Source organism: Frankia canadensis (assembly GCF_900197875.1).
GTDB classification, from domain to species: domain Bacteria; phylum Actinomycetota; class Actinomycetes; order Frankiales; family Frankiaceae; genus Frankia; species Frankia canadensis.
Genome location: NZ_FZMO01000543.1, coordinates 1 through 13,262 on the forward strand (window position 1 = coordinate 1; position 13,262 = coordinate 13,262).

Genomic DNA, 13,262 nt, shown 5'->3' on the forward strand with positions numbered 1-13,262 from the left:
CCGCAACCCCTACGGTCAGCCCCCACCCACCCGCCGCAGGACATGACCGCGGGCTGCGGCGGCGGTCTGAGCACGCACCATCGGCAATCGGGCCGGCGGCTCGGGTCGGCGGGTCACTGCGGGCGAGACGCGCGGCGGGCCGGGATCAGCTGGTGGCGATGCCGATCGCGCGGCGGACGCCGGTCAGGACCGGGCGGGCTCGGTCGCGCGCCTGCTCGGCGCCGGTGGCGAGGATCACATCCAGCTCGCTCCCGGGGGCGACCAGCTCGTCGTAGCGCTCGCGCAGCGGGGACAGCCAGGAGCTGACGGCCTCGAACAGGGCGTTCTTCAGCTCACCCCAGCCGGTGCCGCCCTGCTCCAGGCGGGCCCGCATGTCCTTGACCTCCTCCGGTGTGGCGAAGTTCTCGTAGAGCGCGAAGGCCGCCGAGGTGTCGGGGTCCTTCGGGCCCTCCACCGGGGTGCTGTCGCTCACGATGCCGCGAACGAGCTTGCGCAGCTGCTTTTCCGGGGCGAACAGCGGAATGGTGTTCCGGTAGGACTTGCTCATCTTGCGGCCGTCGACACCGGGCAGCGCCTTCGCCGAGACACCGGCGGGATAGATGCCCTTCGGAACCGTCAGGCTGAAGCTGTCTCCGTAGAGGTGGTTGAACGTACCGGCGATGTCCGCAGCGTATTCCACGTGCTGCGTCTGGTCCTGCCCGACCGGCACGACGTCGGTGTTCATGATGAGAATATCGACGGCCATGAGAATGGGGTAGTTGAAAAGCCCCATGTTGACGCCGGCGTCCAGGTCCGTTGCTCCGGACTCGGCGTTGCGGTCTCGTGCGGCCTTGTAGGCGTGGGCCCGGTTCATCAGACCCTTGGCGGTGACGCAGGACAGCACCCACGACAGCTCGAAGATCTCGGGAACATCGGACTGGCGGTAGAAGATCGTGCGGGCCGGATCCAGGCCCAGCGCGATCCAGGTGGCCGCCACCGACCGGGTGTACGTCGCCAGCTCCACGCGATCACGGATCGAGGTCAGGGCGTGGTAGTCCGCGATGAAGTAGATCGACTCGTAGGTCGAGGTGAGCTCCAGCGAGGGCCGGATCGCTCCGATGTAGTTCCCGAGGTGCGGCTCACCGGTCGGCTTGATCCCGGTGAGCGCCACCTTGCGCTGCTCCGCTGCCATGGATGCGCAGTCTACGGACGTCGCGGGTGCCGCCGCCGCTGCCTCAGGCGTCGCCGCCGAACAGACCGGTCACCGAGCCGTCCTCGAAGACCGCCTTGATCGCGGCGGCGAGCAGCGGGGCGATCGACAGCTCGGTGATCTTGTCGATGCGGGCCTCGCTCGACAGCGGCAGGGTGTTGGTGAGCACGACCTCGCTGATCTCCGAGTTCTTCAGCCGGTCGGCCGCCGGACCGGACAGCACCCCGTGGGTGGCGGCGGCGATGACATCCGCGGCGCCGTGCGCCTTGAGCGACTCCGCGGCCTTGGTGATCGTGCCGGCGGTGTCGATCATGTCGTCGACGATGACGCAGGTACGGCCGCGGACCTCGCCGACGACGTCGAACATCTTGACCTGGTTCGGGACATCCGGGTCACGCCGCTTGTGGATGATCGCCAGCGGGCAGCCCAGCCGGTCGGTCCAGCGCTCGGCCACCCGCACCCGGCCCGAGTCCGGCGCGACGACGGTGACCTCGGAGGTGTCGAGCTTGTTCTCGATGTAGTCCGCCAGCAGCGGCAGCGCGAACAGATGGTCCACGGGGCCGTCGAAGAAGCCCTGGATCTGCGCGGTGTGCAGGTCGACGGACATGAGGCGGTGGGCGCCGGCGGTCTTGAACAGGTCGGCGACGAGCCGAGCGGAGATCGGCTCCCGGCCGCGGTGCTTCTTGTCCTGGCGCGCGTACGGGTAGAACGGCGCGACGACGGTGATGCGCTTCGCGCTCGCCCGCTTCAGCGCGTCCACCATGATCAGCTGTTCCATCAGCCAGGTGTTCACCGGCGCCGAGTGGCACTGCAGGACGAACGCGTCGCAGCCGCGGACCGACTCCTCGAAACGCACGAAGATCTCGCCGCTGGCGAACTCGTAGGCGTTGGTCGGCACCGGCGTGACGTCGAGCTCGGCCGCTACCTCGGCTGCCAGCGCCGGGTGGGAACGCCCGGAGAACAGCATCAGGTTCCGCCGGTTCTCGGTCTGGTAGGCCACCGCGTGTCTCCTCGGGCGTGAAGGATGATCAGACTGCTGTGCGCGATGCGCCGGCCCGGCTGTTCGCGCGGCCGGCAGCCGAGGGCGTATCCGGGTGGTACCCGGTGCCGCGCTGATTAGCGCGCCGGCGTGGGTGACCGGACGCAGCCCAGGCCGTGAGCATCCCCTCGCTGGTCAGAAGGTTGGAGGCCGACCCTTCTACGTTCTGCTTCCGGCGCCCGGAACGCCAGCGATGCCGGGCTCGGGCAGCCTGGTGTGCGCCAAGTCACCGGCGGAATCACGGTCCGCAGCGGGTAGGTCCGCCGGCCGCGGCGATTCCGGCACGGTCGGTCGCGAACCAGCCGCGGGTGCGGGTGCGGCGACGGTGGGCGCCCCGGCCGCCGAGGCCGCCGAGGCCGCCTGGTCGGCGGGGGAGCCAGGGCGGCGTCGGGCCACCCAGTCCTCGATGACGCGCTGACGGCCCTCCCGGATGGCCAGTGCCCCGGGCGGCACGTCCTCGCGGATGACGGCGCCGGCGCCCGTGTAGGCACCGTCTCCGACGGTCACGGGGGCGACGAGCATCGTGTCGCTGCCGATGCGGACATCCGAGCCGATGATCGTGCGGTGCTTGGCGACGCCGTCGTAGTTCACGAACACCGAGGTGCAACCGATGTTGCTGCGGTCGCCGACGACCGCGTCGCCGACGTAGGCCAGATGGGGGACCTTCGTCTCCTCACCGAGCTCGGCGGACTTCGTCTCCACGAAGGCCCCGATCTTGCCAGCGCGGCCGAGCCGGGTGCCGGGGCGCAGATGGCTGTAGGGGCCGACGGTGGCGTCGGCGCCGATCTCGGCACGCTCGGCGGTGGTGCGGATGACGGTCGCGCCGGGGCCGACGACGGTGTCGGTGAGAGTGCACTCGGGGCCGACCGTCGCCCCGCGGGCGACGTGGGTGCGGCCGTGCAGGGAGGTGTGCGGAGCGATCGTCGTGTCCGGCTCGAGGGTGACATCCGCGTCGATCCAGGTGGTCGCCGGATCGATGATCGTGGTGCCGCCACGCATCGCGGCCTCGACGACCCGGTCGCGCAGGGCCCGGCCGGCGGCGGCGAGCTGGACCCGGTCGTTGACGCCGGCCGCCTCGGCCGGGTCGGCGACGCTGCGGGCCGCCACCGGCTCGCCGTCGCCGACCAACAGGGCGACGACGTCCGTCAGGTACTCCTCGCCCTGGGCGTTGTCCCTGGTCAGACGGGCCAGAGCGGCCTGGAGCGAACCGGCGCGGAAGGCGTAGACGCCGGTGTTGATCTCGCGGATGGCCGCGGTCGCTGCGTCGGCGTCGCGGTGCTCGACGATCGCCCGCACCCCTCCGTCACCGTCCCGCACGACCCGGCCGTAGCCGGTGGCGTCGTCGAGGACGGCGGTCAGCACGGTCGCGGCGGCGTCGGTGGCGTCGTGGTGCTCGGCGAGGGCGGCGAGCGTCGCCCCGGTGAGCAGTGGGGTGTCACCCGGCAGCACGATCACCGTGTCCCGCTCCGCGAGGCCGTCGAGCGCGCCGAGCGCGACCCGCACGGCGTGACCCGTGCCGAGCTGGCGGTTCTGCACGGCGGTGACCGCCATGGGCGCCTGCTCGGCGAGCATGGCCGTGACCTGCTCCCGGCCGTGGCCGATGACGACGGCGGTCCGGGTGGCGGCGAGGGCGGCGGTGGCCTGCAGGACGTGCCCGAGCAGCGCGCGCCCCGCGACGCGGTGCAGCACCTTCGGCGTAGCCGAGCGCATCCGCTTACCCTCGCCCGCTGCCAGGATGATGACGGCCGCCGGACGTGGTGAGGTCACGCGATCTCCCGGGTCTCTGATCGGCACGATCTTCGATCGGCACGGTCTGTGATCGGCACGGCGATGGGGCGACGGGGACCACAGTACCGCGACGTTCCGGTGGCTCACGGGGAGGCGACGTTCGCCGTCTGGGTCTGCCTGTCCGGGTCTCCGTGCCGGCGGGTCATCGGTGGTCCGCCTCCGCGGTGTGCGACCCGAGTGCCGGGCGGATGCGCCATCCGGTCCGCGGTGGGGATCCGCAATGTAGTGGGTGCCGGGCACACGGGCGACGTGGATGGGAACCGCCTGGGCGCGGGCGGCGGAATTCGTGGATCCGGCGGCCTGACCGGCGCGGCGATACTTCCCGCCAATTTTTTGTGATGGTATTACTGGTAGTACTCCGGCTGTGCTCCGCCGCCACGACTCGAACGTGGACTAAGAGAACCAAAATCTCCTGTGCTGCCGATTACACTACGGCGGACCGCGGGGAAAACATGGCAACTCTACCATCGCGGGTGGCGCGGACGATAAAAGTCGGCCCAGCCGTCATCGCTGCCGCCCTCGCGCTGCCGTGCCTCGCCCGCGCGGCGGTCCCGCTGGAGAGAGCACATCTGGGCGCCTGCCTACGGGGTGGCGCCAGCGGGTGTCGATGGCGGGGCGGGTGTCCCGTCCAGGCGTAGTTCCACGGTGTGGTGGTTCGGGTCCGTACATGTGGCCGGTCCGGTGGGCACCGATCGCGGTTCCGTGGCCGCCGGAGCGCGTCTGCGGGTTGGTCCGCGTCTGCCGGGCGGATCTCCGGCTGGGCGGATCTCCAGTCGGGCGGCGCCGTTGCTCGGCAGGGGGCCGCTGGTGGTGACCGGGGGTCGTCGGGCGGCCGGCAGGCGCGCGGCCCCCTCGGCGAGCACGGGACCGCTCGGTGAGCGCGCGGGGGTGTGGGCCGTTTGCGCGGTGGACGTCGGTGATGGGGACTGTTGTCATATCGGCGGGCTACCGTGACCGATGGAGTGCCGGTGCAGTGAACCCGCCACAATGGCGGGACCTGCCGCGATGGACGGGACGAGGCGATGACCGCAACCGACACGGTGACCCAGGGTGATAATCGGGCGCCGGATGACGCCCGGGGACCCGACGGGAACCGGGCCGCGCGCCGCGCGGATCCCGCCAACACCGGTAAGGCCACCCGGCCGCGCTCGATGGCCAAGGCCCGGGCCGAGCAGGTCATCCTGCTCCTGGTGATCGTCGTCCCGCTCGCCGCGCTCGTGGCCGCGATCCCGGCCCTGTGGGGTCGATGGATCTCCTGGCGGGACGTCATCCTTGCCGCGGTCTTCTACGCGATCAGCGGCCACGGGGTGACCGTCGGATTCCACCGCTATCTGACGCATCGCGGCTTCCGGACGTCGCGACCGGTGCGGATCGCCCTGGCGGTGGCCGGCAACATGGCGATCGAGGGGCCGGTGATCCGCTGGGTCGCCGACCACCGCCGCCATCACGCGTTCAGCGACGCCGAGGGCGATCCGCACTCGCCGTGGCGCTACGGTCCCGGCACCTGGTCCATGCTCAAGGGTCTTTACCACGCGCACGTCGGCTGGCTGTTCGACCTGGAGCAGACCGATCAGCGCCGGTTCGCCCCGGACCTGCTGGATGATCCGGACATCGTCCGGGTCAGCCACTCGTTCGGGCTCTGCGCGTTCGTCAGCCTGGCCGCGCCCGCGCTCATCGGCGGGCTGTGGGGCGGCTCGTTCGAGGCCGCGGCGCAGGCGTTCTTCTGGGCGAGCCTGGTGCGGGTCGCGGTGCTGCACCACGTCACCTGGTCGGTGAACAGCATCTGCCACGTTCTCGGTTCCCGGCCGTACCGCAGCCGCGACCGGTCGACGAACGTGTGGCCCCTCGCGCTGCTGTCCATGGGCGAGTCCTGGCACAACCTGCACCACGCCGAGCCGACGTCGGCCCGCCACGGGGTACGTCCGTGGCAGATCGACACCAGCTTCTATCTGATCAAGCTGATGGAGACGCTGCGCCTGGTGCGGGACGTGCGCTGGCCGGACCCGGCGCGCCTCGCCGCCAAGCGGATCACCGCCCAACCCGCTGCGGCTGCCGAACCCGCGGCGTAGCCGCTACGCGCGGCATGGCCGTTGCGCGCGGCGTCAGCCGGCGATCTCGGTGAGCTCGAACCAGCGTGCCTCCAGGGCCGAGGTCTGCGCCTCGGCCTCCCGGAGTTCGTCGGTGAGCCGGCCGAGCCCCGTGTAGTCGCTCTGGTCGTGGGCCGCCATCCGCTCGTGGATGGCGGCGATGCGCTCAGAGAGCCGGTCGAGCTTGCGTTCCGTCGCGCTGAGCTCCTTGCGCGCGGCGCGTTCCTCGGCGGCGGACGGACGTGGTGCGGAGGCCGACGTGTCGGCGTTCGGCCCCGCCGCTCCTCGGGCGTCCGACCCCGTTCTGGCGCCTGCACCGCCTCCGCCTCGGGCGTCGGCCGTGCCCCGGCTCGTCGAGGAGGCCGTCCCGCGCAGCCGCAGGTACTCGTCCACGCCGCCGGGCAGATGGCGCAGCCGGCCGTCGATGATCGCGTACTGCTGGTCGGTGACGCGTTCCACCAGGTAGCGGTCGTGCGAGACGACGATGAGCGTGCCCGGCCAGGAGTCGAGCAGGTCCTCCATCGCGGCGAGCATGTCGGTGTCGACGTCGTTCGACGGCTCGTCGAGGATGAGGACGTTGGGTTCGGACAGCAGCACCAGCAGCAGCTGCAACCGGCGCTTCTGCCCGCCGGACAGGTCGCTGACCCGAGCCGAGAGGTGCTCGCGGGCGAAGCCGAGGCGCTCGAGGAGCTGCGCCGGGGTCAGCTCCCGGCCGTCGACCACGTAGGTCGTGCGGGTGCGGGCCAGCACGTCGCGCACCCGGTCGCCCGCGATGTCGTCGAGCTCGCGGAACTGCTGGTCGAGCACGGCCAGCCGGACGGTCTTGCCCTGCTTCACCCGGCCCGCCGTGGGTGCGACAGTGCCGGCGACGAGCCCGAGCAGGGTCGACTTGCCCGCGCCGTTCGCGCCGAGGATCGCCGTGCGCTCGCCCGGCGCGATCCGCCACTCGACGTCGCGCAGCACCTCGCGCCCGTCGAACGACACCCCCGCGTCCAGCAGGTCGATGACGTCCTTGCCGAGCCGCGCGGTCGCCATCCGGGCCAGCTCCAGCCGGTTGCGGGGCGGCGGGACGTCCTGGATGAGCTGGTTGGCGGCCTCGATGCGGAACTTCGGCTTGGAGGTGCGGGCGGGGGCGCCGCGCCGCAGCCAGGCCAGCTCCTTGTGCATGAGGTTCTGCCGCTTCGCCTCGGCGGCCGCGGCCTGCCGGTCGCGCTCGACCCGTTGGAGCACGTAGGCGGCGTAGCCGCCCTCGAACGGCTCGACGATCCGATCGTGGACCTCCCAGGTCGTCGTCGCGACCTCGTCGAGGAACCAGCGGTCGTGCGTGACGACCAGCAGGCCGCCCGCGCCCCGGGACCACCGTCCGCGCAGGTGCGCCGCGAGCCAGGTGATGCCTTCGACGTCGAGGTGGTTGGTCGGCTCGTCGAGAACGATGACGTCCCACTCGCCGACGAGCAGCGCGGCCAGCGCCACCCGGCGGCGCTGACCGCCACTGAGCGTGGCGATCCGGGTGTCCCACCCGATGTCGGGCACCAGGCCGGCGATCACGTCACGCACCTTCGGATCGCCGGCCCACTCGTGCTCGGGGCGGTCACCGATGATCGTGTCCCCCACCGTCGAGGCATCGTCCAAGGTGTCGGCCTGGTCGAGCGCGCCCGTCCGCACCCCGCCGCGACGTGTCACCCGTCCCGCGTCGGGCTCGATCCGGCCCGACAGCATCCCCAACAGCGATGACTTTCCGTCACCATTGCGGCCGACGATGCCGATCCGGTCGCCCTCGTTCACCCCGATCGTCACCGCGTCGAACACGACCCTGGTCGGGTACTCCAGGTGGAGGGACTCGCCCCCGAGAAGATGTGCCATCACGTCCAGCGTAGTCGGGCCGGGCCTGCCGCCAGACCGGCCGCCGGGGTCACGCGGGCCCCGGAACCCCTTCCGTCGCGGCCCCCTCCACGACCCGGGCGCCGGCGGCCGGACCCGAGGCGCGACGCACGGCCCGGGTCACACCCATGCCGGCCAGGCTCGCGGCGAGGTCGACGCTCTCGCTGGCACCCGCGGCGAGGAACGCGCAGGTGGGCCCGGAGCCGCTCACGATCGCCCCGACGGCGCCGAGCTCGCGGCCGGTCTCCAGGACCCGGCGCAGCGCAGGGCGTAGCCGCAGCGCCGCGGGCTGCAGATCGTTGACCAGGGCCGCGCCGAGCTGCGCCGGATCACCGGTGCGCAGTGCCGCGAGGACGTCGTCCGCCGGGGTGGGGCCGGTGCGCAGGCGTCCCTCGGCGAGCTTGTCGAACTCGGCGTAGACGGCCGGGGTGGACAGGCCGCCGTCGGCGAGCGCGAACACCCAGTGGTACTCGCCCGTCGCCAGCACGTCGGTCAGCCGTTCGCCCCTGCCGGTGCCGAGCGCGGTGCCGCCGGTCAGCGGGAACGGGACGTCGCTGCCGAGTCGCGCGGCGAGCTCCGCCAGGGTGGCCCGGTCCAGGCCGGTCTGCCACAGCGCGTCGCAGGCGACGAGCGCCGCCGCCGCGTCCGCGCTGCCGCCGGCCATCCCCGCGGCGACCGGGATGCCCTTGGTCAGCGCGAGGTGCACCCGCGCGGACGTGATCCCCGCGGCTTCGGCGACGAGATGCGCGGCACGCACGGCGATGTTGTCCATGCCGGTCGGGACGATGGACACGTCGGGCGTGGTGGTCGCCGGCCCGTGCGCGGCCGGATCGGCCCCCTCGCCGGTCACCTCGACGGTCACGACGATACCGTCGCCGTCGCCGTCGCCGTCGCCGTCGGGACCGAGGCTGGCCCGGCCGTCAGGATGGCCGTCCGCCGGTGGCCCGTGCGGGCCTTCGGAGCTCCCGCCCGCGGGCGCCGGGCCGCCATCCAGCGCGGCCGCGTCCGGCGCGGTGGCGATGAGATCGTCGAACAGCGAGACGGCCTGGAGAACGGTGATCACATCGTGGTAGCCGTCCGGGCGCAGCGGACCGACGCCGAGATGAAGATTGACCTTGGCCGGCGCCCGGACGGTGACGGTAGCGGAACCGGCTCCCGCGACGTGGCGCGGACCCGGGTGGGATCGAGGCAGCGGAGGCTCCTTCGCTCGGACTCACTCAGGTTCACGGGTTGGGTTGGACGCACGAGTCCGTCGGACTCACGAGGACCGGTGGTCCGCGCGGGCCAGTCTGGCGCGAACGGGCGAGGCCTGTCTGTTCCGGTGGTCACGCTGTCCCGGCCGGGCGGGCTCGCTCGTGCGCGGATGACCTGGCCCGAGCGGGCGGCGCGGTCAGCCGGATCCAACCTATCCACGGCGATGGGGCGTATGGCCGTGCACCCGCGGGGTACATGGCGGGAGGGGCCAGCCGCCGACCGCGACCGGCCGACCACGGCCCGGGTGGTCCTGTCCACGGCGCTGTGAGCGGGTGGCCGGGTGCACGGGCCGGTGACGCGTGAGCCTGCCCACGCACGGGTTCGTCGCACGCACGGGTTCGTCGCGGGCGGGGGCATCGAGTGCCCGGGCCGGGAGATCGACCCGGTGAGGGAGGAGACACCATGACTACGACCACCGGCGGCGGTAGCGCCGCTGGCAGCACCGGCACCAGAACGTCCCGCCAGACCGCTGGCGGCACCTGGTCGGCGGATTCCGCCACTTCCGCGGGCGGCGGGGGCACTGCCGTCGCCGAGCGCCACGGCGCCACCGACCTGCTCACGAGCAGAGGGCGGACCTCGATCTCGGACGCGGTCGTCCGCAAGATCGCCGGCGTGGCCGCGCGCGAGGTGGACGGCGTGCACACGCTCGGCACGGGCGGTGGCCGCGCCATCAACTCGATGAAGGCGCGCATTCCTGGCGCCTCGTCCAGCGTCGCCCGGGGCGTCGCGGTCGAGGTCGGCGAACGGCAGGCCGCCGTCGACCTGGACGTGGTGTGCGACTACGGGGTCTCGATCGTGGACCTCTCCCAGTCGATCCGCGGCAACGTCGTGTCCTCCGTGGAGGGAATGACCGGCCTGGAGGTCACCGAGGTCAACATCGCGGTCGACGACGTCTACATCGGCGAGGACGGCGAGGAAGAGTCGCGGCGAGTCGAATGAGCCCGGCCCGTACGGGTGGCGGGGACCACGCGACCTGGCTGCCCTGGGACCCGGACGAGGTGGCCCGCGCGGCGCTGGCGTGTGCCGGAGTGGCCCGGTTGGTGGCGACGCCCGCACCCGTCCGACCGCACCCGGCGCCCGCCGCCGCGGCGGAGGTGGCGACCTACCTGCCCGGTCGCCGCGTCGAGGGCGTGCGGGTACGCCCCGACGGCATCGCCGTGCAGGTCGAGTGCCACTTCGGGGAGCGCCTCGCCGGCCTCGCCGAGCGGGTCCGGGAGGCGGTCCTGGCCGCGGCACCCGGCTGCCCACGGGTCGACGTCCTCATCGGCGATCTCGTGCCTGGCCCGGACGGGTCATCATGAGCCGCCGGTCGGCGGACAGTCCGGTCGCCGGGGAGCGGGCGCGCCCGGCCGGGGGCGAGGCGGCCGCGGCCCGGCGGCGCGAGCAGCGGCGGGCCTTCATCCGGGCGCACCATCCCGACGTGGGCGGCGACCCCGTGCTGTTCGCCAAGGGTCTGCGTGTCTGGGCGGACGTGGGCGACGGCCGCCCGGTCGGCCCGGCCGGGCCGGCGACCCGGCCCGGGTCCGGGCCGACGGCGTATCGGCGGCGCTCGGTGGCCGCCCGGCTCGCCGGTCGGGCGGCGCTGCTGGGCCGGCTCCTTCGCGGCCGGGGCGATACCGATGGGCATCGGGGTGGCTGGTACCGCCAGCGGTGGGATCGGCTGGTGGGGGGCTGGCGCGGTGGGGCGCCGAGGACGGGTGGCGATCCAGCCAGGTGTGGTCCTCGAGTTCGCTGAGCCGACATCCCGCTCTCGCACGTCCCCGCCACGCGCGAGGCATGTGATCATCGCGCCCTGCCCTGGCCATCCTGGGACGCGACCCGCGTCACCCGCCCGGGCGGACTACGGAAAGCGGAAGGGGCGTCAACCATGCGAGCGTCAGCAGTCGGCCTTCTGACCGGGCTGATCGCCGGGCTTGCCCTGGCCTTCGGTGGCTTCGGCGAGTTCCTCATCGTGCTGGTCTTCGGCGCGATCGGCCTGGTCGTCGGCAAGGTCATCGACGGCGACCTGGACGTCACCCGGTACGTGGGCGGTGATCGACGCCGGAGTCGGCGGTGAGGAGCCACGCCGGGCCGGACGCGGCGGTGGTGCGGCACAGCCCGGCCGGCGCGGGGTCGTTGCGGGTCGCCGACCGGGTGGTGGAGAAGATCGCGGTCACGGCGGCCGCGGAGGTGTTCGGGGTGGCCGGGGCGCCGCGCCGGTTGGGTGGCTCGCGCGCCTGGGGTCGCCGGCCCCGGGCCACCGCCCGGGTGCGGGGCGGCGAGGCGCGGCTGACCATGGCGTTCGCCGTGCGCTACCCCGCGTCCGTGGACGAGATCACCGGCCGGGTCCGCGTGGCCGTGCGCGAGCGGGTCGCGGCCTTCGCCGGGATCCGGGTGGCTCGTCTCGACATCGCGGTGCCCGCGCTGCGCGTCGGCGACGGATCCAGTCCCAGTGTGCTCGATCGGACACGGGACGTGCATGGGATGGGTGGAACGGGGGATGAGGGCCAGGTGTGAGGTCCGCCGACGGAGGTGACGGGGGTGACGGTCCGATGGGGGAAAAGGTCGTGCGCGCGGGGCAGCGCCTCGCCGCGTGGGTGCTCGCCGGCCTGATCGCCGCCGCCGGGATCATCGCCGTCATCGAGATCGTCACCGCGGCGGCCGGTGCCGGGTACGTGATCGTCGACTGGCCGTCCTGGGCTGGCACGCTGGGGCGCACGGCCTGGTCGGCGCGCTCGGCGCGGGTGGGTGCGGCCGTCGCCGTGCTGCTCGGGCTGAGCCTGGTAGGCCTCGCCCTGCTGCGCGGCACGCCCGATCGGCTGCCCGCCCGCTGGAGCCGTCCGCGCGCGGGCGTGTACGTGGACCGGCGGGGCCTCGCGCGCGCCCTGCGGGCCAGCGCGCTCGATGTCGACGGCGTGGACGGGGCACGGGTGCGGGTCGGCCGGAGTACCGCGCAGGCGCGGCTTCGGTTGCGCGAGCGGGCCGCCGGCGGTGCGGCGCAGCGGGCGACGGCTGCCCTGCAGCGGGAACTCGACGCCTTCGGGCTCGTCCACCCGCCGAGCCTGATGGTCCGGGTGGATGGCCGGCCCGGGCGGGACTCGCCCACTCGGGCCGGGCAGGATCGGCCGGCCGGTGATGGACCTTCCGCCGGCTGGCGCGGTCCGGTCGGGTATGGCGGCCCGCCAGCCGGGGCCGGCCGGGCTGATCCGGACGGGCGGGACGGCAGCGCGTCCGGCGGTTGGGAAGCCTCGCCGTCCGGCCGGCGGGACGCCTCCCCGGCCGGGCGCCGGGGATCTCCGGGCGCGACGGGCGGGCGGTCGTGAGCACGCGGCGCGGGCCGTCGGCTGGCCGGGGCGAACGGGTGCTGCTCCTGGTCCTCGGCCTGCTGCTCGTCGCCGCCGGGGTGGTCGCGTTGCTGGCCGGGGCGGGGGTCCTCGGCGGGGACGCGTCCCGGCGGGCCGTGCTCGATCCGGCCCTGCGCCGGTTCGCCGCCCGCGAGGGCTGGTTCTGGCCGGCCGTCGGGGTCGGCTGCGGGCTGGTCGCCCTGCTCGCCCTGGGCTGGCTGGCCCGGCGGCCGAGGGGCGGCCGGGTCCGCGGGTTCGCGCTGGTGGCGGACGAGCTCGGCGTCGTGCAGATGCCGGCGGACGCGCTGACCGACGCGGTCTCGGCCGACGTCGCCGCGGTCGGCGGGGCTGCCGACTGCCGGACGCGGGTGCGCGACCGGCGCGATCCCGCGCTGGCGATCGCCGTGACCGTGCGCCGGGGCGCCGACGTGCCCGGCGTCGCCGCCGCCTCGGTCGGACCGGTGCTGGACCGCGCCCGGGTGGCGGTCGGCCGCTCCGACCTGCGGTGCGAGGTGGACATCGGGGCGCCACGACGGCGAGGACGCGTGTCGCGCGTGCGGTGAACACGCCGGGACGCGGTCCCCGGCCTCGCCGCGGCGGCGGTGTGGGCGGCGGTGTGGGCGGCGGTGTGGGCGGGGTTGTGGTCGCGGCTCGCGACGCCACGGGTCTTGACAGATCGGGGCGGTGCCGCCCGACGGCGA

13 protein-coding genes and 1 tRNA gene are annotated in these 13,262 nt (G+C 73.7%); 8 read left to right on the plus strand and 6 right to left on the minus strand.

Translation table 11 applies throughout. The features are described from left to right. Positions 1-145: 145 nt before the first annotated feature. From C1A33_RS30415 to C1A33_RS30430, 4 genes are all read right to left on the minus strand, one after another. A complete protein-coding gene (locus tag C1A33_RS30415) occupies positions 146-1,171 on the minus strand; it encodes a tryptophan--tRNA ligase (protein ID WP_101835635.1) in 1,026 nt (341 codons plus the stop codon). 43 nt (positions 1,172-1,214) lie between these two features. Then, positions 1,215-2,189, minus strand: coding sequence for a ribose-phosphate diphosphokinase (locus C1A33_RS30420; RefSeq protein WP_101835637.1), 975 nt, complete (start codon positions 2,187-2,189; stop codon positions 1,215-1,217). A gap of 198 nt (positions 2,190-2,387) precedes the next feature. Beyond that, positions 2,388-3,938 (minus strand): bifunctional UDP-N-acetylglucosamine diphosphorylase/glucosamine-1-phosphate N-acetyltransferase GlmU, encoded by a 1,551-nt coding sequence (glmU, locus tag C1A33_RS30425; protein WP_243408091.1) that lies wholly within the window; start codon positions 3,936-3,938, stop codon positions 2,388-2,390. Positions 3,939-4,383: 445 nt separating this feature from the next. Beyond that, positions 4,384-4,455 (minus strand) — tRNA-Gln (locus tag C1A33_RS30430). A 583-nt stretch (positions 4,456-5,038) separates the two neighbouring features. On the opposite strand from C1A33_RS30430, the gene C1A33_RS30435 reads away from it, so the two are divergent. Beyond that, a complete protein-coding gene (locus tag C1A33_RS30435; protein WP_423748169.1) occupies positions 5,039-6,085 on the plus strand; it encodes an acyl-CoA desaturase in 1,047 nt (348 codons plus the stop codon). Between the two features lie 33 nt (positions 6,086-6,118). Here C1A33_RS30435 and C1A33_RS30440 read toward each other — a convergent pair whose 3' ends face one another. After that, positions 6,119-7,966 carry an ABC-F family ATP-binding cassette domain-containing protein gene (locus C1A33_RS30440; RefSeq protein ID WP_101835641.1) on the minus strand — a complete coding sequence of 616 codons (1,848 nt, stop codon included), beginning with the start codon at positions 7,964-7,966 and terminating at the stop codon, positions 6,119-6,121. A 49-nt stretch (positions 7,967-8,015) separates the two neighbouring features. Beyond that, the gene (locus C1A33_RS30445; RefSeq protein ID WP_101835643.1) at positions 8,016-9,176 is read right to left on the minus strand and encodes a 4-(cytidine 5'-diphospho)-2-C-methyl-D-erythritol kinase; all 1,161 of its coding nucleotides are present in this window, start codon (positions 9,174-9,176) and stop codon (positions 8,016-8,018) included. Positions 9,177-9,640: 464 nt separating this feature from the next. Between C1A33_RS30445 and C1A33_RS30450 the strand changes: the two genes are divergently transcribed. The 7 genes from C1A33_RS30450 to C1A33_RS30480 all read left to right on the plus strand — a co-directional run bounded on the left by C1A33_RS30450 (position 9,641) and on the right by C1A33_RS30480 (position 13,124). Then, positions 9,641-10,177: an Asp23/Gls24 family envelope stress response protein gene (locus C1A33_RS30450; protein ID WP_101835645.1), complete on the plus strand. Its 537-nt coding sequence runs from the start codon at positions 9,641-9,643 to the stop codon at positions 10,175-10,177. Further along, positions 10,174-10,539, plus strand: a complete 366-nt coding sequence (locus C1A33_RS30455; protein ID WP_101835647.1) for a hypothetical protein — start codon at positions 10,174-10,176, stop codon at positions 10,537-10,539. The genes C1A33_RS30450 and C1A33_RS30455 overlap by 4 nt, the downstream gene beginning before the upstream one ends. Further along, positions 10,536-10,973, plus strand: coding sequence for a GTP-binding protein (locus tag C1A33_RS30460; RefSeq protein WP_101835649.1), 438 nt, complete (start codon positions 10,536-10,538; stop codon positions 10,971-10,973). The genes C1A33_RS30455 and C1A33_RS30460 overlap by 4 nt, the downstream gene beginning before the upstream one ends. Before the next feature lie 132 nt (positions 10,974-11,105). Next, positions 11,106-11,294: a DUF2273 domain-containing protein gene (locus C1A33_RS30465; protein WP_101835651.1), complete on the plus strand. Its 189-nt coding sequence runs from the start codon at positions 11,106-11,108 to the stop codon at positions 11,292-11,294. Continuing rightward, positions 11,291-11,734, plus strand: coding sequence for an Asp23/Gls24 family envelope stress response protein (locus C1A33_RS30470; RefSeq protein ID WP_101835653.1), 444 nt, complete (start codon positions 11,291-11,293; stop codon positions 11,732-11,734). The genes C1A33_RS30465 and C1A33_RS30470 overlap by 4 nt, the downstream gene beginning before the upstream one ends. Positions 11,735-11,769: 35 nt before the next feature. Continuing rightward, positions 11,770-12,540 carry a DUF6286 domain-containing protein gene (locus tag C1A33_RS30475; RefSeq protein WP_133150882.1) on the plus strand — a complete coding sequence of 257 codons (771 nt, stop codon included), beginning with the start codon at positions 11,770-11,772 and terminating at the stop codon, positions 12,538-12,540. After that, complete coding sequence (locus C1A33_RS30480) at positions 12,537-13,124, plus strand: alkaline shock response membrane anchor protein AmaP (protein ID WP_101835677.1); 588 nt, start codon at positions 12,537-12,539, stop codon at positions 13,122-13,124. Before C1A33_RS30475 ends, C1A33_RS30480 begins: the two co-directional genes overlap by 4 nt. The last annotated feature ends 138 nt before the right edge of the window (positions 13,125-13,262 follow it).